Origin of the sequence: Pseudomonas sp. B16(2017), assembly GCF_002113205.1 — a bacterium.
Taxonomy (GTDB): domain Bacteria; phylum Pseudomonadota; class Gammaproteobacteria; order Pseudomonadales; family Pseudomonadaceae; genus Aquipseudomonas; species Aquipseudomonas pharyngis.
This window is the reverse complement of record NZ_NEKA01000001.1, coordinates 437,784-459,445: the sequence shown is the minus strand read 5'-3', so window position 1 is coordinate 459,445 and position 21,662 is coordinate 437,784. Positions and strand designations below refer to the sequence as shown.

Sequence of the window (21,662 nt, the reverse complement as noted above, 5' to 3'; positions counted from 1 at the left end):
AGCAATTTCAACAGGGCAAATCGTGACTGGTCAGTTCTCGTCAGAGTAGTCGGTTTTTTCTCGCCGGGCGGTTCCCGAATGCGCGACGGATGTGTTTAGAATGCCCCTCGTCGCGATCCCCGGCGGCTGCTCGCAAGGATCGTGCGACAGGGTAAAACCGACCATTAAAACAAGAACAGAGACGTGCCCGATGATGCAGGACGAACCGCGCTGATGCCGGTTCGATCCGACGCTCGGCCGTCATAGCGTGAAGCTGCCGGGATGGCGGTTGCACCGTGGGATGCCATGAATTTCATTCTCTACTCGGACGTCAACGACCGCTCCATCAGCCAGAGTCTGGGGCGTCCCGAATACAGCTACTACTTCGTGCTCAAGGCCTATCGCCCGGTGCTGGAAAGCCTGGGGCAAGTGCATGTGGTGTCCACCAGCGCCGAGGTTGATCCACTCTACCGACAACTGCTCGCCGCCGGTGAAAGCAGCGTTTTCCTGTCCTTCACGCCGCCACAAAATACCCCGACCGATCTTGAATGCCCGACGATCTGCGTGATCGCATGGGAGTTCGACTCGATCCCCGGTGAGTCATGGGACGATGATCCGCGCCACGACTGGACGCAGATGCTCGCACGACAGGGACGGGTCATCACGCTGTCGAGCCACACCGCCCGCGCGATTCGCCGCGCCATGGGCGAGGACTTTCCGGTACTCGTGCTGCCGACGCCCTTGTGGGAAAACTTCGCCGCCATTCGTGAGCAGCATGTCAGTGCGCCGATCAATCCCGGCGCGACCCTGGCCATCAAGGGCTGCATTTTCGACAGTCGCACGCTGGCGTTATCTGCCGACGATCTGTTGCCCAAGCCGCTGACTGCCGAACAACTGGCTGAAATCGAGGCACTGCGCCCGCCACCGCTGACGTTCAAACGCCGCCTGGTCATTGCCCGTCATTATCTGCGCCTGTGGATGCTGGGGGCGGGTGAAGAACGGGTGAAATACCTGCACCACTGGTACTGGGAAGGTGTGCAGGATCTGCTGTCGGATCGCACACACGCCTGGCTCGAGAAACGCCTGCCGGCCATTGCCGCTCCGCATGCGGTGGCCGTGGCCGAGCCACCGCCGCTGGATTTGCCGGACACGTCCTCGGTGGTCGAGACCACGGTGGAAGGCGTGATCTACGTGACGGTGTTCAACCCCAGGGACGGCCGCAAGAACTGGCATCATCTGGTTACCGCCTTCTGCTGGGCCTTTCGCGAAACGCCTGACGCGACGCTGGTGCTGAAGATCACGCAGAACGATCTGGCGTCCTACTACAGCGAACTGATGACCCTGCTCGCTCAACTGACACCGTTCGCCTGCCGGGTGCTGGTAATGCACGGTTATCTGGACGACGCGCAATACGCGCGGCTCTACCAGGCGGCCAGTTTTTACGTCAACGCTTCACGCTGCGAAGGCCTGTGCCTGCCGTTGATGGAGTTCATGTCCAGCGGCAAACCGGTGATCGCCCCGGATCACACGGCCATGGAAGACTACATCGACGACAGCGTGGCCTTCGTCGTGCAGTCCAGCGAAGAGCTGACGATCTGGCCCCAGGACACCCGCATCATTTACCGCACCCTGCGCTACCGGCCGGATTGGGCTTCGCTCAAAAGCGCCTATGAGAACAGCTACCGGATGGCCAAGGCGCAGCCGCAGGAATACGCGCGCATGTCTGCCGCCGCTGTCGAACGCATGCACGACTACTGCGCGTTTGCTCCGGTGCAGCGGCGCATGGCGGACTTTTTCGGCCTCGTGCCGCTGGCTGCCGATGCCGCCCCCGTGACGGACAACGCCTCATGCTGATCATCATTCATTCGGAAACCAACCAGCACACCATCGCGCAAAACCTCGGTCGCTCGGAGTACAGCTATTACTTCGTCCTCAAGGAATACCGGCCGGTACTCGAGCGTCTTGGGCGTGTGGTGGAAGTCGTCGACCCGGCGCGCGAAGTCGATGCGCTGTACCTGGAGTGCCTAGCCCGTGGCGAGCCGTGCGTGTTCCTGTCGTTCTCGCCGCCGCACCGCACGCCGATCCACCTGGCGTGCCCGACGCTGCCGGTGTTCGCCTGGGAATTCAGCACCATCCCCAACGAACCCTTCGACAACGAGCCGCGCAATGACTGGCGCACGGTGCTCCGGGCCTGCGGCGCGGCGATCACCCATTCCAGCTACACGGTCAACGCCGTGCGCGAGGCCATGGGCGCCGATTACCCGATCGTCGCGGTGCCGGCGCCGGTCTGGGATCGCTTCGCGGCCCGTAGCGCGCAGCTTCAGGGCCAGCCCTCGACAGGGCCGGTGCGCCTGACGATCAAGGGGCTGGTCGCCGACAGTCGTCAGCTCGATCTCGACGCGTTCGGCCCGAAACACCTGCGCCGTGGCCAGGGTATCGATTTCCAGGCACCGGTGCGCGAGCAAGAGTTGCTACTGGAGGGGGTCGTCTATACCTCGGTATTCAATCCCGGTGACGGACGCAAGAACTGGGAAGACATGCTCAGCGCCTTCTGTGTGACGTTTCGCGAGGTCGAAGACGCAACGCTGGTGCTCAAGCTCACGCACCACGATGCCGAAGAAGCGCTCAGCGACATTCTTCATCATCTGTACAAGAACCAGTCCTACCGCTGTCGCATCGTGCTGATTTACGGCTACCTCGCGGACGCGGACTACGAGCGTCTGGTGCAGGCCACCCGTTACGTGGTCAACACGTCCTACGGCGAGGGCCAGTGCCTGCCGCTGATGGAATTCATGTCCTGCGGCAAGCCGGCCGTGGCGCCGCGCACCACGGCGATGATCGATTATCTGAGCACCGACAACGCGTTCCTGGTCGAGTCCACCGATGAACTCACCGCCTGGCCTCACGATCCGCGCAAGGCGTTCCGCACGTTGCGCTACATGACCAACTGGGCGTCGGTCTGTGTGGCCTATCGCGACAGCTATGAGGTGGCGAAGAACGATCCCGGGCGCTATGCGCAGATGTCGGCGCAGGCCGTTGCCAGCCTGCAGGCGTTCTGCAGTCAGGCGGTGGCCGAGCAGCGGTTGCGCGATTTTCTCGCTCAGGTACACGAGCACCGTGGTGCCGCTGCAACGGAAGCCACGGGCACATGATCCGCGCATTGCTGAAGCGTTTGCGTCCGGTTGTGCACCCGGCGCCGGTATCCGTGCCTGAACCGGTTGCCGCGGGCGTGTCGCCCAGGGATGTGGGTCTGCATGACGCCATGCTCGACGGCTGGTTTCACGGCGACAGTGGTGAGTTGCTCAAGGGCTTTGTCATTGACGCGGACGACACCCTGCTCGACGTGGGGTGTGGCGAGGGCGTGGCAACATTGTTCGCCGTGCGCCAGGGCGCCTCGGTGATCTTCACCGACAGCGAGCACGACAAGGTGCGCGACCTCGCTCGACAAGTCGAAGCGCAGAGCCGCAAGGCCAGTCTCGGTCTGGTCAGCAACAGCCTGCCATTGCCGCTGAGCGACGGCTGTGCGAGCAAGGTCGTGTGCATGGAAGTGCTGGAACACATCGATCATCCCGAGCCGTTCATGGCCGAGCTGGTACGCATGGGCCGTCCCGGTGCGCTGTACCTGCTCAGTGTGCCGGCGCCGGTGGGCGAGCATTTGCAGCAGGGCATTGCCCCGGCGGGTTATTACCAGTCACCCAATCATGTGCAGATCTTCACCCCGGAGCGCTTCGCGGCATTGGTTGAGGATGCCGGTCTGGTGATTGAGCATCGTCAGGCCACGGGATTTTTCTGGGTCATGGGCATGATCTTTTTCTGGGCCAGCGAACGGGCTGCAGGACGTGACCTGGGCGGTGCCGTGCGCGACCGGATCCAGGCGCCGTATCCACCGTTGATGGAGAGTTGGGCCAGAACCTGGCAGGACTTGCTGGCGCAGCCCGATGGATTGGCGATCAAGCAGATGCTCGACCGGTTCATGCCCAAGAGTCAGGTGATCATCGCCCGCAAACCGCTCGATGCAGGACGTGTGTCATGAGCGGCAAGCGGATCATGGACATTGAAGTCCTGCGCGCTGTCGCGGTACTCGGCGTGCTGTTTCATCACTTGCAAGGCAGCCTGTTCACCGACCCGGTGCCGCTGCTTGAAAGGATCCATGCCTGGGCGCAGCCATGGTGGGGCGTTGACCTGTTTTTTGCGATCTCCGGGTTTGTCATCGCCCGCAGCCTGATCCCGGCGCTGCGCGGTTGCAGCAATCGCCAGGAATACTGGGAGCAGACGCGCAATTTCTGGCTGCGTCGGGCGTTTCGTCTGTTGCCCTCGGCCTGGCTGTGGCTGGCGTTGATGCTGCTGGCGTGCGTGTTTCTGAATCGATCAGGCGCGTTCGGGACCTGGTCCGCCAACGTTCAGGCCACGTTGGCCGGGGTGCTGCAGTACGCCAATTTCCGCTTTGCCGATGCGTTCTTTCATTACGAATACGGCAGCAGTTTTGTCTACTGGAGCCTGGCGCTGGAGGAGCAGTTCTACCTGTTGTTCCCGCTTGTGATCATGCTGTGCCGCAAGTATCTGGTGTGGGCATTGCTGGCGCTGGTGGCGGTGCAATTGTTCACGGTGCGCACGCCGCTGCTGATGGTGATTCGTACCGATGCGCTGGCGCTGGGTGTGCTGTTGGCCATGTGGAGCGTGCAGCCGGGTTATCGCCGTTGGGAGCCGGTATTCCTGCGGCGGCCATGGGCCGGAGTATTCGCGCTGATCGGCCTCGGAGCGCTGCTGAGCTTCATGGCCACCGACCGTTTCACCTTCGCCGGTTACCGCATCGGGTCGATCGCCGTGCTCAGCGCCGTGCTGGTGTGGATTGCTTCATACGACCGCAATTACCTGCTGCCGGCCGGTGGCCTGCAACGGCTGATGGCCTGGATCGGCAGCCGCTCCTACGGCATTTACCTGATTCACATCCCGGCCTATCAACTGGTGCGAGAACTGATCTTTCGTTTGCAGGGCGCCGGCCTACCGAGCCCGGCGGGACAACCGATCCTGACACTGCTGATTGCCGGTGGCCTGATCGTGCTGCTCAGCGAACTCAATTACCGCTTGATCGAAATGCCCATGCGCAATCGAGGCGCCACGCTGGTGAAACGCCTCGCCACCTCGCGAACCGTCGTCTCGTCCCCTGGAGCCACCTCATGCTGAGCCTTCTGAAAAAACTCACGGCGGCTCCGGCCCCCGCACACGCTGTCGCACCGGTAGCCGACAAGGTCGACCCTTACATGCTCGGCCTGCACGATGCGATGCTCAGCGGCTGGTTCAACCAGCAAACCGGTGAGCTGTTCAAAGGCTTCCCGGTGACCGCCGATGACACCTTGCTCGACGTTGGCTGTGGCGACGGTGGCAACGTGCATTTCTGCGGCATGCGCGGGGCGAAGATCATCATCGCCGACATTGACGGCGCCAAGGTCGAGGCTACCCGCCAGCGCCTGAGCGATACCCCGGCGCGCAGCGTCGAATGCCATGTGACCGACTGCAATCCGCTGCCGATCGCCGATGGAACGGCCACTCGCGTGGTGTCCACTGAAGTCATCGAGCACGTCGACGACCCGGCGCAGTTCCTTGCCGAACTGGTGCGCGTCGGTCAGTCGGGCGCGCTGTATTTGCTGAGCGTGCCGCACCCCAGCTCCGAAGACCTGCAAAAAGACATCGCCGCGCCGGAGTATTTCCAGAAGCCCAACCACATTCGCATCATCAGCGAAGAACAGTTCAAGGCGATGGTCAGCGAGGCGGGACTCGAGATCATCAGCCACAGTCAGTACGGCTTTTACTGGTCGATGTGGATGATGCTGTTCTGGGAAGCGAAGGTCGAGTTCAGCAACCCGGATCATCCGCTGCTCAACCATTGGGCCGATACCTGGCAAGCGGTGCTCGACTCGCCGCGCGGCGCGCAGATCAAGCAGGCGCTGGATGCGGTGGTGGCGAAAAGTCAGGTCATCATTGCCCGCAAGCCCTGAACGCTTTTGTGTAACCTTGCAGCCTGATGTCTCAGGGATCTGCAAGGTATGCGCTTTATCATCGGGTGGTCCGCCCTGGTGGCTGTGTTGTTGCTGTGTGCTTGTGAGCGACAGGACGCAGTGCCACTCGATCAGCAACTTTACGTCTGGCAACGGCAATGGACGCCGGCCCATGAGCTTGCCCTGAATGACAGTCGCAACGACTTTTCGACGTTGCGGGTCTTGGCGTTGCAGGCGTTCCCGAATGCCGGATGGAGTCGGGCACGCGTCGATTCTGCGTTGCTGAGACGCGATGCCCGGCCGTTGATTGCGGTGATTCGCCTCGACGGCCAGCTCAAGGCGCTCGACCCGCAAGCGGTCACGGCGCAGATCCTCCAAGTGCTCACTGACTGGCAAGGTCAGGGACTTACCCTGGCCGGGATCGAGATCGACCATGACGCCGGCAATGCCCGCCTGCCTGCTTACACCGGATTCCTTGCTCACTTGCGTACGGCATTGCCGGCCAATCTGCCCCTGAGCATCACTGCGTTACCTGCCTGGCTCGACAGTCCGCAATTGCCGGCGTTGCTGGCGACCGTCGACAGCAGTGTGTTGCAGGTGCATGCCGTCAGCGATCCGCGTCGCGGTCTGTTCGACTCCGAACAGGCGCGGCGCTGGGCCAAGGCCTGGGGGCGAGTGACCGACAAACCGTTTTATCTGGCGCTGCCGGCCTATGGCGTGGCGCTGTTGCCGGATGTCGATGGCGCTCCGGTGGTGGAAAGCGAAGTACCGCTCGAACGGGGTGGCCAGCGCCGCGAATTGCTTGCCGATCCACAACAACTGGGCCGGCTGGCAAATGAGTTACGCGAGGATCGCCCGGCGCATCTGGCCGGCCTGATCTGGTTTCGTCTGCCGTTGGCCAACGACCGCCGAGCCTGGAGCCTGAGCACGCTGCGTGCGGTCGCCCGAGGCGATGCGTTGAGCAGCCAGCTCGGCGTGGTGTTTACCGAACAGAATGGCCTGCAAGACATTGCCCTGCGTAACGTCGGTAACCTCGACAGCGCCTGGCCCGCCCGCATCACCGTCAAGGCCCGGGGCTGCGAAGGGAATGACGCGCTCGCCGGTTATGCGTTGCAACAGACGGCGGATCTGCTTACCTTCACCCGCCTGCGCGACGGCCGATTGCCGGCAGGCGGGCAGCGTGCGATCGGTTGGGCACGTTGCGCAAATATTGATCAAGGAGGTTCGCATGTTGACCCGTAACTGGCCCCGCCATCTGCTTTGCCTGAGCCTCAGCCTGCCGCTGGGCTCGGCGCTGGCCTGTGGCCCGGACTTCCCGATGCGCCTGCTCGACGATCGCGGGCAATCGCTGGCGCAAATGCCGGAGGGCAACTTCAGGTTCGAGATCAGTCGCCTCGGCAAAACCATCGCCGGGCTGAAGAACGTCACCGCCGCCACCTACAATCCGGATGACATCTACGCCGAGACGCCAGAACCCGCCGAGGTGCGCGACAAGGCCGAGCAGATCGGCCTGACGCCTGAACAGCAAACGCTGGTCAAACGCCTGCGCAGCCTGACCGACGCGCGTCAGGTCGACGTGCAGGGCGCGAGCCTGCCGGCGGAACTGCGCCTGTATGTGGCGGGCGCCGTGGCGTTCGGCGCCGGTGACCATCAATTGGCGGTCGAGTATTTCCGCCAGTTGCTGGCGCTGCCGGCCGATCAGCGTGGGTTGCGCAGCACCTGGGCCGCGTATTCGCTGGGCCGGGCGTTCTTTGCCATGAGCAGCGAAGCGGGCGATGCGCTCGAAGCCTTGGAAAACGCCATCGACGCCTTCCGTCAGACGCGGCAGCTGAGCATCGACGGTTTCAGCGATCCGCTGGAACTCGGCGTGGCCAGCCTCGGCGAAGAGGCGCGGGCGTTGCGCACGGCGGGTGACTGGAACAACGCCATCAAGCTCTATGCCGCGCAGAACCTGCACGGCTCGAACGTCGGTTACACCTCGCTGAAGCAGTTGATGAACGAACTGGCCGAGGAGCCCGAAGATCGGCTGGCGAAATTGCTGCGCGGCGAAGCGGTGCAGCAACTGGTGACCGCCTCGCTGATCAGCCGGATCGGCTGGTCGTTCGGCGATGAGCCACCGAACGAGAAGAAGCTGGTCAAAGCGCTGCAAGCAAGCACCCGCGGCAGCCTCGATAACGCCGATCGATTAGCGGCGATGAATTACCAACAGGGCGATTACGCCAGCGCCAAGGCATTCCTCGAACACGCTGGCGACAGCGGTCTGGCGTGGTGGCTGCGGGCAAAACTGGCCGTGCGCGATGGCGACAGGAACGCGGCAGCTGCGGCCTATGCGAAAGCTGTGCAAGCGTTCCCGCAGGAGGAGTCCTGGGGCGAGCGGCGTACCGCCGACTGGAATCTCGAAACCGTGCAGCCGAAATGCCGGGTCGAGGGCGAGAGCGCGATCCTTGCGCTGCAACGTGGCGAGTACCTGCAGGCCTTCGACCAGTTGTATCGCAGCCAGCACCTTTACTGGTTCGACGCTGCGACCGTGGCCGAGCGAGTGCTGACGGTCGAGGAGCTGAAAAACTATGTCGATACCAACGTGCCGGCACCGCCCGCGCTGAGCCAGCAGGATCGCGACAATTACGTGCCGCTGCCGGTGGCCGCCAGCCTGCGCAATCTGCTGGGTCGGCGGTTGTTGCGTGAGGGGCACTACGAAGAAGCGGTCGGTTATTTCGACAATGCTGATCTGCAGAACAAGGCCCGGCTCTATGGCGAGCAACGCCTGAAGGCCGATTCGGCATGGTGGCCGACCAAACGTGCCAGCGCACTGTTCAATGCGGCGTGGACAGCCCGTGAGTGGGGCATGGACATCCTGGGCTACGAAATGGCCCCGGATTACGCGACCTTCGGCGGCAACTACAGCCTGGAAAACACCGAGCTGAAAGTCGGGCCGCTGGTCAGCGAGGCCGAAGTGCAACGACAGAAGGCCAGTGAAGCGCAGCCGGATGAGCGTTATCACTATCGTTTTGTCGCCACGGCGCTGGCCAGTCGTGCGGCGGATAATCTGCCGTACACCAGCCAGGCGTTCGCCGCTGTGTTGTGTTCGGCGGCGGGCTGGAACAGCAGCCTGGAAGAGCAGAGTGCGTTGTACAAACGCTATGTCGATGAAGGGCCGTATGTTCCGTGGGCCGTGGATTTCGGCCATCAATGCCCTTATCCGGATTTTGAAAACGCTGACAAGCGCTACGTCACTCAGGTGACCGATTCGGTGCGTTCGACACTGCGGCCGTACAAGTGGCCGGTGCAGATCGGAGCGATCGTGGCCTTCAGCGCTGTGGCGTTGCTGCTGATCACTCGCCGCCGGCGCAAGGCCCGCAAAGCCTAAGCCTGCTGGACGAACGTCAGGCGCACGGCGAAGCCGATCAACAGGCTGCCGAACAACCACTGTTGCACTCGCTGGGCCGTCGGGCTGTGTTTCAGCCAGCGGCCCAGCGCGGCGCCGGTCAGGGCGTAGGCGCTGTCGAACAACAGGCCGGCGCCCACCAGCATCGCGCCGAGCAGCGCAAACTGCGTCAGCACTGGTGCACCATTCGCCACAATGAACTGCGGCAGCAGCACCGAACAGAACAGCAAGGCTTTCGGGTTGAGCAGATTGGTCAGCAGGCCGCGACGGATGGCCGCGTACCACTGCGCATGACTGTCCGTCACGGTGCCGGCGTCCAGATCCGGCAACAGCGTGGTGCGCAGGCATTGAATGCCGATCCACAGCAAATACGCCGCCCCGGCGATCCGCACAGCATCGAACGTCCACGGCGCCGCCTTGAACAGCGCCGCCAGCCCCAACGCCGCGAGCGCTACATGACAGCCTCGGGCGATGGCCAGACCCACCGCCGTGGCCAGCGCTGCACCGCGTCCCTGGCGAGCGCCGGTCTGCAGCAGCAGGATCATGTCCGGGCCGGGCAACAGAAAGACCACTGCCAGCGCCAGGAAAAACAGCCAGAGACTTGCCATGTCGCACCCCTTTCGTTGTCGATTCGGTAGCCTCAGTCTAGGGCCGAAGGGCAGGGCAGGTGGTTGCGTAGTCAGCTTCTAAAGGCCTCTGGATTGGCATAATCTGCGCTCTTTCACCGCGAAAACCATCAGGATCTGCCAACCATGAAACTGGATGCCTTCGACCGCAAGATTCTTGCCGCACTGCAACGGGACGGACGCCTGAGCAACGTACAACTGGCCGACGAAATCGGCCTGTCGGCATCGCCGTGCCTGCGCCGGGTGCGGATGCTCGAAGAGGCCGGGGTGATTCGCGGATATCAGGCCAATCTGGACCGTGATGAAGTGGGGCTGGGGCTGACGGTGTTTGTCGGGGTCAAGGTCGAGCGGCACAACGATGAACAGGCCGAGGCGTTTCACCGGGCGGTGACGGCGTTGCCGGAGGTGATTTCGGCGTTTCTGGTGTCCGGGGAATCGGACTTTCTGCTGCAAGTGGTGGTGCCGGATCTGCGCGCCTATGACCGTTTTCTCACCGGGTGCCTGTTGAAACTGCCGGGGGTGAGCGACATCCGCAGCAATTTTGCGATTCACACGGTGAAGACGCCCGGCGCGCTGCCGTTGGGGCATCTGCCGTCCTGATACTTCCCGCATTGCGCGGGAAGTATTCGCAAAGGGCTTACATCTGCGTCGCCATCCCTTCGACATTCATTGCCGCCTGACGCAACGCTTCGGAGCGGGTTGGATGCGGGTGACAGGTCAGCGCGATGTCTTCGGCCGAGGCGCTGAATTCCATGGCCACGCAGAACTCGCCGATCATTTCGCTGACGCTCGGGCCGACCAGGTGCACGCCGAGGACTTCGTCGGTGCGTTCATCGGCGATGACTTTGGCAAAGCCTTCGGTCTCGTGATTGATCTTCGCCCGGCTGTTGGCGGTGAACGGGAATTTGCCGACCTTGTACGCCCGGCCTTCGGCCTTCAACTGCTCTTCGGTCTTGCCGACGCTGGCCAGCTCCGGCCGTGTGTAGATCACGTTGGGAATCAGCTCGTAATTGACCTCACCGGCCTTGCCGACGATCTGCTCGATGCAGGCCATGGCTTCGTCTTCAGCCTTGTGCGCGAGCATCGGCCCCGAGGTCACGTCACCGATCACCCACACACCGGGCGCTTCGGTGCGATGCTGTTTGTTGGCGAGCATGCCGCGTTTGTCGGTGCTCAGGCCGACGTTTTCCAGGCCCAGGCCCTGGGTGTACGGGCGACGACCAATGGCCACCAGCACGTAATCGGCCTCGAGGATTTCCGCGCTGCCGCCAGCGGCGGGTTCGACGCTGAGCTGTACGCCAGTGGCCGAGGAGGTGGCGCTGGTCACTTTGGAGCTCAGCTTGAAGCTGATGCCTTGTTTGCTCAGCGAGCGTTGCAGGGTCTTGCCGGCTTCGCCGTCGACACCGGGGCAGATGCGGTCGAGGTATTCCACCACCGTCACCTGCGCGCCGAGTCGGCGCCAGACCGAGCCGAGTTCGAGGCCGATCACGCCCGCACCGATTACCACCAGATGCTTGGGCACTTCGCTCAAGGACAGCGCGCCGGTGGAGTCGAGGATGCGCTTGTTGTCGATCTCCACGCCGGGCAGGGGAGTGGGCTCGGAGCCGGTGGCGATGACGATGTCCTTGGCCGTCAGCTCGATCCGGCTGCCCTGATCGCCGGTCACGCTGACTTTTCCGGGGCCGTCGATATGGCCCCAGCCCTTGATCCAGTCGACCTTGTTCTTGCGAAACAGGAATTCGATGCCTTTGGTCAGGCCGCTCACGCTTTCGTCTTTCTGTTTCATCATTTGCGCAAGGTTGAGCGTGGGTTTGACTTCGATACCGAGGTTGGCGAACTCCGTTCCCAGCGCCGCTTCGTAGAGCTCGGACGCATGCAAAAGCGCCTTGGACGGCATGCAGCCGACGTTCAGGCAGGTGCCACCCAGCGTGGCGCGACCCTCGACGCACGCGGCCTTGAGGCCCAGCTGGCCGGCGCGGATCGCTGCGTTATAACCGCCGGGGCCACCGCCCAGAATCACCACGTCATAGTTGCTCATGCTCTTACTCCTGGATGAAGGATGCGGATCGGTAAAAGTAGTTCGTGCTAAAAATTACGAACGTAATATGTGCGTTTCCAGACATTTCGGTCAAGGCTTCAGGCAAGCGACAGGTTGCCCATCTTTGAATGATGCAAATGAGTACAAATATTTCACGACTTTCGTTATATCGTAACGATATGTGCAGTGAGCCAAAGAGTTTGGGGGGATATGCAAGTCGATCTGGATGAAGGCACGCCGGTGACCGGGTTGCCGCGCTTTCAGCAAGCGGCAACGCAGGGCCGGCGTTTGCGTCGCCTGGCGATCAGTCTGGGCGCGCTGACCGGGGCAGGGTGGGTACTGGCATTTTTTGTCGGGCTGTTTGCGCCGCAATCGCTGTGGCCCGCGCTGCTGGTCAATCAAAGCGCGGCGCTGCTGGTGCTGGTGGCGGGGCTGCAATCGGCGTGGTGGGTGACGCAATGGCGGGCGCGGGTGATCAATCCCGTGGTGCCGGTGACGGTCGCTGAAGAACCTGCGCCGGACGGCTGGTACGAGCGGCTGCTGGATCGGATGAGCCAGCGCAGTCTGCATCTGCTCGGGCAGATCGGCGCGGCCACGTTGTGGCTCGGCGGGTGGTCGTTGCTGGTGCTGCTGAGCCTCGAGCAGACGTGGAATCTGACGCTGCCTGCGGCGGGTGTGGGGTTGTCCGCCACGGTCGGTGCGGCCATCGCCTTGCTCTTGGCGTTCGGTCTGCTGGTGCTGGAGCGACAGCTGGCGCAGGAAAACCCGGCGCAATGGCCCGAGGCCGGAGTACTGGCGCAGCTGACGCGGGTGGCAATCATCAGTCTGGTGCTGGGCGCGTTGTGCCTGTTGTTCGCCAGTGACAGTGCAATCTGGCCGGTGCGTCTGGCGGTATTGATCGGCATTCTGCCGGGGCTGGTTGCCCTAGAGTTGCTGTTGCGTGCGCTGCTGTCGCTGTTCAGCCCGCGCCGCGAACAACTCGAACCGGTGCTGCTGGCCCGCAGTTTCGTCGCCGATCTGCTGCGCTGGCCGCCACAACCGTTGCTTGCGTTGCAGCACGAATTGCACAACCGCTTCGGCATCGATCTGCGTCAGATCTGGGCCTTCGGTTACATGCGCCGGGCGTTCTTGCCGGTGTTGGTGCTGGTGGCAACGCTGGGCTGGTTGCTCACCGGGCTTCACGAAATTCCGATGCAAAGCCGTGGGATTTACGAGCGCTTCGGCAAACCGGTGCAGGTGTTCGGGCCGGGGCTGCAGACGGGTTTGCCTTGGCCGTTGGGGCGTGTGCTGAATGTTGAGAACGGCGTGGTCCATGAATTGGCGACCAGCGTCGGTGAAAACCCGGCACCCGTGCAGTTGGATCCGGCAGAAGGCCCGGCGCCACTCACCGCCAACCGTTTGTGGGACGCCAGTCACGTCAATGACAAGTCTCAGGTTATCGCCAGCAGTCGGGGCGATCAGCAGAGCTTTCAGATCGTCAACATGGACGTGCGCTTCGTCTACCGCATCGGCCTGAGCGATCAAGCCGCACTGGCCGCCACCTACAACAGCGCCGATGTGCCGACGCTGATCCGCAGCACCGCCAGCCGGATTCTGGTGCATGACTTTGCCTCGCGCACACTCGACGGTTTGCTTGGCGAGGACAGGACCGGACTCGCCGAAGAAATCGGCCGCGCCGTGCAAAGCGATCTGCAGAAACTCGACAGCGGCGTGGAAATTCTCGCCACGGTGGTCGAAGCGATACACCCGCCCGCCGGGGCGGCCAATGCCTACCACAGCGTGCAAGCGGCGCAGATCGGCGCTCAGGCGTTGATCTCCCGCGAGCGCGGCGCCGCTGCCGAAGCGAGTAACCAGGCGCAGTTGCAGGCCAGCCTCGCTCGGGATCAGGCCAGTGCCAATGCCCATGAAATCAATGCCACCGCCCGGGCGGCGGATCTGAAATTCAGCGCCGAACAAAAAGCCTACGCCAGCGCCGGCCAAGCCTTCGTGCTGGAGCAATACCTCAGCCAACTCAGCCAGGGTTTGAGCAAAGCCAAACTGTTGGTACTCGACCATCGCCTGGGCGGCAGCAGTAACGCACCGACCATCGACCTGCGTACGTTCACGCTGCCGGTAGATCCGGCGCGCACCACCGCTCAGCCAGGAGCCACCCATTGAGCCAGTCGCACACTCACGATCACCATGACCACAGCGGCCACGATCATGCTCATGGCGGCGGTCATCACCATCACGGGCATCATCACCATCACCACGGTGCGCCGGAAGAGGCGGGGCCCTTTCCGTGGAAGCGTATGGGCTGGGCAGCGTTGCTGGTGGCGTTCGCCATCGCGGCGGCGAGCCTGGTGCAAGTGCGCTCCGGTGAAGCCACGGTCATCACCCGGTTCGGCAATCCGTCCCGCGTGTTACTGGAACCGGGGCTGAGCTGGCGCTGGCCGGCGCCGTTCGAAGCGGCGATTCCGGTGGATCTGCGTTTGCGCACGACCTCCAGCGGCTTGCAGGACGTCGGCACCCGCGACGGTTTGCGCATCATCGTTCAGGCGTACGTGGCTTGGCAGGTGCAGGGCGATCCCGACAACGTGCAGCGTTTCATGCGCGCCGTGCAGAACCAGCCGGATGAAGCCGCACGGCAGATTCGCACGTTTATCGGCTCGGCACTGGAAACCACGGCCAGCAGTTTCGATCTGGCCAATCTGGTGAATACCGATGCCAGCCAGGTTCGCATCGCCGATTTTGAAGCGCAGCTGCGCCAGCAAATCGATCAGCAGCTGCTCGCCACTTACGGCGTGCGGGTGGTGCAGGTGGGCATCGAACGGCTGACATTGCCATCGGTGACCCTCACTGCAACGGTTGACCGGATGCGTGCCGAGCGTGAAACCATCGCCACCGAGCGCACGGCCATCGGCAAGCGAGAGGCAGCGCAAATTCGCTCCGCCGCCGAACGCGATGCGCGAATCGTGCAAGCCGATGCCACGGTGAAAGCTGCCGATATCGAAGCCCAATCGCGGGTGGAAGCGGCGCAGATTTACGGGCGTGCTTACGCCGGTTCACCGCAGCTGTATAACCTGCTGCGCTCGCTGGATACCCTCGGCACCATCGTTTCGCCAGACACCAAACTGATCCTGCGCACCGACGCCGCGCCGTTCCGGGTGTTGGTTGACGGTCCGCCCAATCTCGACAGCAAGAGCGGATCGCAGCCATGAGTGAAGTTCCACGTGGAACACATTCGCTGAACAGTCCGTGGATTCAAGCGGGACGTCTGGCGTTTTTCGCTCTGTATGCGGTGACAGTGCTCGCGGCATTGGCCTGGGCGTTTTCCAATGTCCGGCAGATCGACCCGCAAAACCGCGCGGTGGTTTTGCATTTCGGAGCGCTGGATCGTATTCAGAATGCCGGGTTGTTGTTGGCGTGGCCGCAGCCGTTCGAACAGGTGGTTTTGTTGCCGGCGGCGGATCGGGTGATCGAGCGCAGAGTGGAAAACTTGCTGCGCAGCGATCAGGCCCTGCAAGCGGATCGCGTGGCAACCTTCGCCACGCCGCTGAGTGATGCGCTCGCCGGTTCCGGTTATCTGCTCACTGGTGACGCCGGTGTGGTGCAGCTGGATGTGCGGGTGTTCTACAAGGTCACCGATCCCTATGACTTCGTGCTGCAAGGCGAGCACGTGCTACCGGCGCTGGATCGATTGGTGACACGCAGCGCGGTGGCGCTGACGGCCGCGCGGGACTTGGACACGATTCTGGTGGCGCGGCCGGAGTTGATCGGCGCTGACAATCAGGCGGCCGAACGTCGCGAACGGTTACGTGGCGATCTGGTGCAAGGCATCAATCGACGTCTGGCCGAGTTGAAGGCGAGCGGTCAGGGCATCGGCATCGAAGTGGCGCGGGTCGATGTGCAATCGAGTCTGCCGGAGCCGGCGGTGAGTGCGTTCAACGCGGTCCTCACCGCCAGCCAGCAAGCCGACAAAGCGGTCGCCAATGCCCGCACCGAGGCCGAGAAGCTCACTCAGTCCGCCAACGAGCAAGCCGACCGCACGCTGCAAGTCGCCCACGCCCAGGCCGGTGAGCGCCTGGCCAAAGCCTCCGCCGACACGGCGACGGTATTGAGCCTGGCCAAGGCGCAACAGCAGGGCACGGACCCGCAAATGCTGTTGCGTCTGTACCGCGAGCGGATGCCGAAGATTCTCGGTCAGGCCGGCTCGGTCACCACGGTCGATCCGAAAGACGATTCACGCCTGATCATTCAGGGAGCCAGCAAATGACTGCCACCACCACCGCACCGAGCCTGTTGTCCTCGGCCGAGCAACGCCGCGCCGCGCGCCAGTTGACCTTGGCGATGCTCGCCCTCGGCTTGCTCGGTCTTGGGCTGATCTGGCGCTGGTTGATGCCGGAACAGACGGGCGTCAGTCAGTTGCTGCTCGGATTTGCTTCTTTGTTAGTCGCGGTGCCGGTAATGCGTTCGGCGTGGTTCAGCCTGCGTTATCCGAGCCTGCACGGCATCACCGATCAGTTGATCGCTTTGGCGATGATCGGGGCCTGGGCCACGGGCGATCTGCTCACGGCGGCGCTGTTGCCGATCATCATGATCTTCGGCCACGTGCTGGAAGAACGCAGTGTGATCGGTTCCCAGGAAGCGATTCATGCCCTCGGCCAATTGACCCGCAGCCACGCGCGCAAGGTGCAGGCGGACGGCTCGATCATCGAAGTCGACAACGGCACGCTCAAGGCCGGCGACAAAGTCGAAGTGCGCGCCGGGGATCGAGTGCCGGCGGACGGTCGGGTTTTGTCCGGCCAGGCCAGCCTCGATACAGCGTCGATCACCGGTGAGTCGGTTCCGATGGAGGCGGGCGTCGGCATGGCGGTGTTCGGCGGTGCGATCAACCTCGACGGGCTGCTGCGAATCGAAGTGACCCGTACCGGGGATGAATCCACCCTCGGCAAGGTCATCGCGCTGATGCAGAACGCCGAACGCTCCAAGCCACCGATCACCCGGTTGCTCGAACGTTATGCCGGCAGCTACATGGTGCTGGTGTTGCTGCTCGCGGCGGTGACCTGGTTTATCACCAACGATGCGCAGGCGATGCTCGCGGTGCTGGTGGCGGCATGCCCATGCGCGCTGGTGTTGTCGGCGCCGGCCACGGCGATTGCCGGGGTGGCGGTGGCGGCGCGGCACGGGATTCTGATCCGCAGTTCTGCGTTCCTTGAGGAGCTGGCTGATCTCACCTCGCTGGTCGTCGACAAGACCGGCACCCTGACGTACGGCACGCTGCGCTTGCAGTCGATCAACAGCCCGCGAGCAGATCACGGGTCGGTGATGGCGCTGGCTGCAAGCCTGGGTGCGGCTAGCAGCCATCCGGTCAGCCGCGCGCTGGCCGGACTGGTCAGCGCGGAAGAGGTGCTGGTGCTGACCGATATTCATGAGCGGCAGGGGTTGGGCGTGGTCGCCGGAACTGCGCAAGGCGAAGCAGCGCTCGGGCGTCCGGAGCTGTTTGCGCAGTTGGGCATCCCGACCACCGCCATCCCCGACCACGATGGCCCGATTGCCGGGTTGGCATTGAACGGAGAATTCCTTGCCTGGCTGTTGTTGGCCGACACGGTCAAACCGGAAGCGCGATTTGCGCTGAGTGAACTGCGTGACCTCGGGCTGGGGCGGCAATTGCTGTTGACCGGCGACAGACAGAGCGTCGCGCAAACCCTCGCCAGGGATGTCGGCCTGCACGAAGTCGAAGCCCAGGCGTTGCCCGAAGACAAACTCAATCGAGTGCTCAAGGAAATCGACAACGGCTTTCGGCCGATGGTGGTCGGCGACGGGATCAACGATTCGCTGGCGCTCAAGGCGGGTGTCGTGGGTGTGGCGATGGGCGCGGGCGGCGCGGATATTGCGCTGGCATCCGCCGATATCGTGCTGATCGGCAGCGACCTGCGTCGGCTCGGCACCTGTGTGCGCCTGAGCCGCCAGTGCCGACGGACCTTGCAGGTGAACGTGATCATCGGCCTGGGCTGGACGCTGGCCATCGTGGTTTTCGCCGCCTTCGGCTGGCTCGGTGCGGCGGGGGCGATGATCGCCGCGTTGCTGCACAACCTGAGCACGCTGTTGGTGCTGGGCAACGCCGGACGCCTGCTGCGTTTTCAGGAACCACTGCTGAAGCTGAAAGCGTCGGACTGATCATTTTTCGAACTGTGCGCCGCTCTCGCAGTCATTTGAGAAGGCGCACTGAACCAGGGATGACAGCGCGATGATAGCCTCTGAGGCTGATAGTCGGCGACTATCAAATCGATAGCCTGCTAATTTTCAAGGATGGTCTACCCTCAGATCAGACGTCTGAAACCAGGGGGATATTCCATGCTCGCGCAACTTCCACCGGCCTTACAGAATCTGCAGCTTCCGCTTCGCCTGCGACTCTGGGACGGCCATGAATTCAATCTGGGCCCGACGCCCAGTGTCACCATCGTGGTCAAGGACCCGTTGATGGTGTCCCAGTTGACCCATCCAAGTCTCGACGCGCTGGGGGCGGCGTTCGTCGAGGGCAAACTCGAACTGGAGGGCTCGATCAGCGAGGTCATCCGGGTGTGCGATGAGTTGAGCACGGCGCTGCTCGACGAGGACGAAGACAGTCAGCCGGTGCGCACCGTGCATGACAAGGAAACCGACGCCAAAGCCATTTCCTATCACTACGACCTGTCCAACGCGTTCTACCAACTGTGGCTGGACAGCGACATGGCGTATTCCTGCGCATATTTCGAAACCGGCAGCGAATCCCTGGAGCAAGCCCAGCAAGCCAAGTTCCGGCACCTGTGCCGCAAGCTGCGCCTGCAGCCCGGCGACTATCTGCTGGACGTTGGTTGCGGTTGGGGCGGACTGGCGCGTTATGCCGCCCGAGAGTTCGGCGCCAAGGTCTTCGGTATCACCCTGAGCAAAGAGCAACTGGCGCTGGCCCGTGAGCGGGTCAAAGCTGAAGGTCTTGAAGACCAGATCGAACTGCAATTGCTTGACTACCGCGATCTGCCCCAGGACGGGCGCTTCGACAAAGTGGTCAGCGTCGGCATGTTCGAGCACGTCGGCCACGCCAACCTCGCCGAATACTGCAAAACCCTGTTCGGCGCGGTGAAAGAGGGCGGTCTGGTGATGAACCACGGCATCACCGCCAAGCACACCGATGGCCGCCCTGTGGGGCGCGGCGCCGGGGATTTCATCGAGAAATATGTGTTCCCCAACGGCGAGCTGCCGCACCTGGCGATGATCTCGGCCGAGATCAGCGAAGCGGGTCTGGAGATCGTCGATGTCGAGAGTCTGCGCCTGCACTACGCGCGCACCCTGGACCACTGGAGCGAACGGCTGGAGGACAACCTTGAAGCCGCCGCGAAACTGGTGCCGGATCAGGCGCTGCGTATCTGGCGTCTGTACTTGGCAGGCTGCGCTTATGCATTCGCTCGCGGCTGGATCAACCTGCACCAGATCCTCGCCGTGAAGGCCCATGCCGACGGCAGCCATGAACTGCCGTGGACGAGGGACGACATCTACCACCCTTGAACCTAGAGGATCGGTGAAATCAGCCGGGCGATCCGCATACCGACCTGTTGCAGGCGGTGGATCTCCCGGCTTTCTTCTTTGGCGACTTCGTAGGCCTGGGCGAAGTCATCGTTGAGCATCTGTTCCACGCTGGCGGCGAATTCGCTGTCGACGGTCAGCAGCATGACCTCGAAATTCAGCCGGAACGAGCGGTTGTCCAGGTTGGCGCTGCCGATGGCGCTGATCTCGCTGTCGATCAACACCACTTTCTGATGCAGGAAACCCGGTTCGTAGCGAAATACCCGCACGCCGGCGCGCACTGCTTCGAACGCATACAGGCTGGAGGCGGCGTAGACGATGCGGTGGTCGGGGCGCGAAGGCAGCAACAGGCGCACGTCGACCCCGCGCAATACGGCGAGGCGCAATGCTGCGAATACGGCTTCGTCGGGAATGAAGTAGGGGCTGGTGATCCACACGCGCTCGGCGGCGGCGTGGATGGCTTCGACGAAGAACAGCGAGCAGGTTTCGTAGGCATCCGCCGGGCCGCTGGCGAGCAATTGGCAAAGCACGCCTTCATCCGGGTAAGCGTCCGGCAGGATCAGCGGCGGCAATGACCGCGCGGCCCAGAACCAGTCTTCGGCAAAAGACTCCTGCATGCACGCCACCACCGGGCCGCGCACCTGGACGTGAGTGTCGCGCCACGGTGCCAGCGGTGGTTTTTCACCCATGTATTCGTCGCCGACGTTGTGGCCGCCGACAAATCCGATCAGCCCGTCGACCACCACGATCTTGCGGTGGTTGCGGAAATTCACCTGGAACCGATTGAGCCAGCCGCTGCGGGTGGCGAACGCCTTGACCTCGACGCCGCCATCGCGCAGCGCCTGCACGTAGCTGTGGGGCAGGGCGTGGCTGCCGATGCGGTCGTAGAGCAAATGAATCACCACGCCTTCGGCGGCTTTCTTCAGCAACAGGTCACGCAAACGCTGGCCGAGGCGATCGTCGTGAATGATGAAAAACTGGATCAGTACGGCTTTCCGCGCTTGGTCGATTGCGTGGAAAATCGCCTCGAAGGTCGCCGCGCCATTGATCAGCAATCGCACTTCATTGTTGGCCAGGCATGGCATGCGCCCCAGCTTCGGCATTGCGCGCAACGAGTCGTAAGCATTCGAGGCGCGGGCGGTCAGGGCCTCTTCCACCCAGGGTCGCCAGTTGAGCTCGGAAATCGCCAGGCGCATTTGTTCGTTGGCCTGGCGGCGGGCCTTGATGTAGCCATCGAAGGTGCTGCGGCCGAACACCAGATAAGGAATGAGGGTGAGGTAGGGAATGAAGATCAGCGACAGCGCCCAGGCGATCGAGCCTTGGGCGGTGCGGACGGTCAACACGGCATGGATCGCGGCGATCGAGCCGAGGGTGTGTATCAGGGCGATCAGATAACCGAAAATGTGCGGTCCGAAATAATCCATGGGGCAACCTTGCTCCTGAAGATTCAATGCTTAACAGACCATGTTCCATGGCGATTGTCGCTATTTGTTTTCAAGACGCCAGCGCCTGCCATGAACCGAAACAGGCGGCCGGCGTCTAACGGCCACTACTGATCAGGAGTTTTTCAATGAACGTTCGTCTGCTGGGTTTGGCGCTGGGCCTGGGTTTGGCCTTGCCGGTGGTTGCTCAGGCGCAAATGCTGCAGCCGGGGTTGTGGGAAATGACGTCGAGCAATGTGAAGGTCGATGATCAGGTGATGGATGTGCAATCGATCCTCGGTCAGATTCAGGGCCAGATCACCCCGCAGCAGCGGGCGGAACTGGAGAAGCAGGGGATCAACATCGGTGGCAAGGGCATCCGCGCCTGCCTGACGCCACAGCAGGTAGCAACCAACGATATCCCGCTGGCGGACCCGCAGTCGGGTTGCAAACAGCAGATCACCGAGCGCGTCGGCAACCAGTGGAAATTCCGCTTCAGTTGCCCGAAAGCCCAGGGCACCGGCGTCGCGACGTTCCTCAGTGATCGTGAGTTCACCACCGTCGCCAACGGCACTTTCAACGCCATCGGGATCAACCAGAAGGGCAGTCTGGAAACCCGGGCGGTCTGGCTGGGGCAGGATTGCGGCACCGTCAAACCGAGAGCGTAAATCAAAC

Annotated in this window: 17 protein-coding genes; 14 read left to right on the top strand and 3 right to left on the bottom strand. The window is 62.8% G+C overall.

Going from position 1 to position 21,662, the window contains the following annotated elements:
* The first annotated feature begins 285 nt into the window (after positions 1–285).
* The 7 genes from CAG25_RS02135 to CAG25_RS02105 are packed head-to-tail and all read left to right on the top strand — an operon-like array spanning position 286 to position 9,342.
* Positions 286–1,833 (top strand): glycosyltransferase, encoded by a 1,548-nt coding sequence (locus CAG25_RS02135; protein ID WP_256575386.1) that lies wholly within the window; start codon positions 286–288, stop codon positions 1,831–1,833.
* Positions 1,827–3,131: a glycosyltransferase gene (locus tag CAG25_RS02130; RefSeq protein ID WP_085612460.1), complete on the top strand. Its 1,305-nt coding sequence runs from the start codon at positions 1,827–1,829 to the stop codon at positions 3,129–3,131. The genes CAG25_RS02135 and CAG25_RS02130 overlap by 7 nt, the downstream gene beginning before the upstream one ends.
* Positions 3,128–4,012 carry a class I SAM-dependent methyltransferase gene (locus CAG25_RS02125; RefSeq protein ID WP_085612459.1) on the top strand — a complete coding sequence of 295 codons (885 nt, stop codon included), beginning with the start codon at positions 3,128–3,130 and terminating at the stop codon, positions 4,010–4,012. Before CAG25_RS02130 ends, CAG25_RS02125 begins: the two co-directional genes overlap by 4 nt.
* Positions 4,009–5,163, top strand: a complete 1,155-nt coding sequence (locus CAG25_RS02120) for an acyltransferase (RefSeq protein ID WP_085612458.1) — start codon at positions 4,009–4,011, stop codon at positions 5,161–5,163. The genes CAG25_RS02125 and CAG25_RS02120 overlap by 4 nt, the downstream gene beginning before the upstream one ends.
* Positions 5,157–5,975 carry a class I SAM-dependent methyltransferase gene (locus CAG25_RS02115; protein WP_085612457.1) on the top strand — a complete coding sequence of 273 codons (819 nt, stop codon included), beginning with the start codon at positions 5,157–5,159 and terminating at the stop codon, positions 5,973–5,975. The genes CAG25_RS02120 and CAG25_RS02115 overlap by 7 nt, the downstream gene beginning before the upstream one ends.
* Before the next feature lie 48 nt (positions 5,976–6,023).
* A complete protein-coding gene (locus CAG25_RS02110; RefSeq protein WP_085612456.1) occupies positions 6,024–7,217 on the top strand; it encodes a DUF3142 domain-containing protein in 1,194 nt (397 codons plus the stop codon).
* On the top strand, positions 7,204–9,342 hold the full coding sequence (locus tag CAG25_RS02105; RefSeq protein WP_085612455.1) for a hypothetical protein: 2,139 nt from the start codon (positions 7,204–7,206) through the stop codon (positions 9,340–9,342). The genes CAG25_RS02110 and CAG25_RS02105 overlap by 14 nt, the downstream gene beginning before the upstream one ends.
* Here the strand turns inward: CAG25_RS02105 and CAG25_RS02100 are convergent.
* Complete coding sequence (locus CAG25_RS02100) at positions 9,339–9,968, bottom strand: LysE family translocator (RefSeq protein WP_085612454.1); 630 nt, start codon at positions 9,966–9,968, stop codon at positions 9,339–9,341. The two genes, CAG25_RS02105 and CAG25_RS02100, sit on opposite strands and share 4 nt — an antisense overlap.
* 144 nt (positions 9,969–10,112) lie before the next feature.
* Here CAG25_RS02100 and CAG25_RS02095 point away from each other — a divergent pair, with 144 nt between their 5' ends.
* A complete protein-coding gene (locus CAG25_RS02095) occupies positions 10,113–10,586 on the top strand; it encodes an Lrp/AsnC family transcriptional regulator (protein ID WP_007954205.1) in 474 nt (157 codons plus the stop codon).
* 37 nt (positions 10,587–10,623) lie between these two features.
* On the opposite strand, the gene lpdA is transcribed toward CAG25_RS02095, so the two are convergent.
* Entirely contained in the window at positions 10,624–12,024 is a 1,401-nt protein-coding gene (lpdA, locus tag CAG25_RS02090; protein ID WP_064600586.1) for a dihydrolipoyl dehydrogenase, read from the bottom strand.
* A 210-nt stretch (positions 12,025–12,234) separates the two neighbouring features.
* Here lpdA and hflK (CAG25_RS02085) point away from each other — a divergent pair, with 210 nt between their 5' ends.
* From hflK (CAG25_RS02085) to cfaB, 5 genes are all read left to right on the top strand, one after another.
* Positions 12,235–14,181 carry a protease modulator HflK gene (gene hflK / locus CAG25_RS02085; protein WP_085612453.1) on the top strand — a complete coding sequence of 649 codons (1,947 nt, stop codon included), beginning with the start codon at positions 12,235–12,237 and terminating at the stop codon, positions 14,179–14,181.
* Positions 14,178–15,224: a protease modulator HflC gene (gene hflC / locus CAG25_RS02080; protein WP_085612452.1), complete on the top strand. Its 1,047-nt coding sequence runs from the start codon at positions 14,178–14,180 to the stop codon at positions 15,222–15,224. Before hflK (CAG25_RS02085) ends, hflC begins: the two co-directional genes overlap by 4 nt.
* Complete coding sequence (gene hflK / locus CAG25_RS02075) at positions 15,221–16,279, top strand: protease modulator HflK (protein WP_085612451.1); 1,059 nt, start codon at positions 15,221–15,223, stop codon at positions 16,277–16,279. The genes hflC and hflK (CAG25_RS02075) overlap by 4 nt, the downstream gene beginning before the upstream one ends.
* The gene (locus tag CAG25_RS02070) at positions 16,276–18,183 is read left to right on the top strand and encodes a heavy metal translocating P-type ATPase (RefSeq protein WP_085612450.1); all 1,908 of its coding nucleotides are present in this window, start codon (positions 16,276–16,278) and stop codon (positions 18,181–18,183) included. Before hflK (CAG25_RS02075) ends, CAG25_RS02070 begins: the two co-directional genes overlap by 4 nt.
* A 177-nt stretch (positions 18,184–18,360) precedes the next feature.
* Positions 18,361–19,548 (top strand): C17 cyclopropane fatty acid synthase CfaB, encoded by a 1,188-nt coding sequence (gene cfaB, locus CAG25_RS02065; protein WP_039765033.1) that lies wholly within the window; start codon positions 18,361–18,363, stop codon positions 19,546–19,548.
* A gap of 2 nt (positions 19,549–19,550) precedes the next feature.
* Here the strand turns inward: cfaB and cls are convergent, their stop codons facing one another.
* Positions 19,551–20,990 carry a cardiolipin synthase gene (cls, locus tag CAG25_RS02060; protein WP_085612449.1) on the bottom strand — a complete coding sequence of 480 codons (1,440 nt, stop codon included), beginning with the start codon at positions 20,988–20,990 and terminating at the stop codon, positions 19,551–19,553.
* 146 nt (positions 20,991–21,136) lie between these two features.
* On the opposite strand from cls, the gene CAG25_RS02055 reads away from it, so the two are divergent.
* Positions 21,137–21,655: a DUF3617 domain-containing protein gene (locus CAG25_RS02055; protein ID WP_007954220.1), complete on the top strand. Its 519-nt coding sequence runs from the start codon at positions 21,137–21,139 to the stop codon at positions 21,653–21,655.
* The last annotated feature ends 7 nt before the right edge of the window (positions 21,656–21,662 follow it).

Bases quoted from the DNA above. Each gene is read 5' to 3' on its own strand.
- CAG25_RS02135 (WP_256575386.1), top strand. From the start codon at position 286: ATGAATTTCATTCTCTACTCGGACGTCAACGACCGCTCCATCAGCCAG.
- CAG25_RS02130 (WP_085612460.1), top strand. From the start codon at position 1,827: ATGCTGATCATCATTCATTCGGAAACCAACCAGCACACCATCGCGCAA.
- CAG25_RS02125 (WP_085612459.1), top strand. From the start codon at position 3,128: ATGATCCGCGCATTGCTGAAGCGTTTGCGTCCGGTTGTGCACCCGGCG.
- CAG25_RS02120 (WP_085612458.1), top strand. From the start codon at position 4,009: ATGAGCGGCAAGCGGATCATGGACATTGAAGTCCTGCGCGCTGTCGCG.
- CAG25_RS02115 (WP_085612457.1), top strand. From the start codon at position 5,157: ATGCTGAGCCTTCTGAAAAAACTCACGGCGGCTCCGGCCCCCGCACAC.
- CAG25_RS02110 (WP_085612456.1), top strand. From the start codon at position 6,024: ATGCGCTTTATCATCGGGTGGTCCGCCCTGGTGGCTGTGTTGTTGCTG.
- CAG25_RS02105 (WP_085612455.1), top strand. From the start codon at position 7,204: ATGTTGACCCGTAACTGGCCCCGCCATCTGCTTTGCCTGAGCCTCAGC.
- CAG25_RS02100 (WP_085612454.1), bottom strand. From the start codon at position 9,968: ATGGCAAGTCTCTGGCTGTTTTTCCTGGCGCTGGCAGTGGTCTTTCTG.
- CAG25_RS02095 (WP_007954205.1), top strand. From the start codon at position 10,113: ATGAAACTGGATGCCTTCGACCGCAAGATTCTTGCCGCACTGCAACGG.
- lpdA (WP_064600586.1), bottom strand. From the start codon at position 12,024: ATGAGCAACTATGACGTGGTGATTCTGGGCGGTGGCCCCGGCGGTTAT.
- hflK (WP_085612453.1), top strand. From the start codon at position 12,235: ATGCAAGTCGATCTGGATGAAGGCACGCCGGTGACCGGGTTGCCGCGC.
- hflK (WP_085612451.1), top strand. From the start codon at position 15,221: ATGAGTGAAGTTCCACGTGGAACACATTCGCTGAACAGTCCGTGGATT.
- CAG25_RS02070 (WP_085612450.1), top strand. From the start codon at position 16,276: ATGACTGCCACCACCACCGCACCGAGCCTGTTGTCCTCGGCCGAGCAA.
- cfaB (WP_039765033.1), top strand. From the start codon at position 18,361: ATGCTCGCGCAACTTCCACCGGCCTTACAGAATCTGCAGCTTCCGCTT.
- cls (WP_085612449.1), bottom strand. From the start codon at position 20,990: ATGGATTATTTCGGACCGCACATTTTCGGTTATCTGATCGCCCTGATA.
- CAG25_RS02055 (WP_007954220.1), top strand. From the start codon at position 21,137: ATGAACGTTCGTCTGCTGGGTTTGGCGCTGGGCCTGGGTTTGGCCTTG.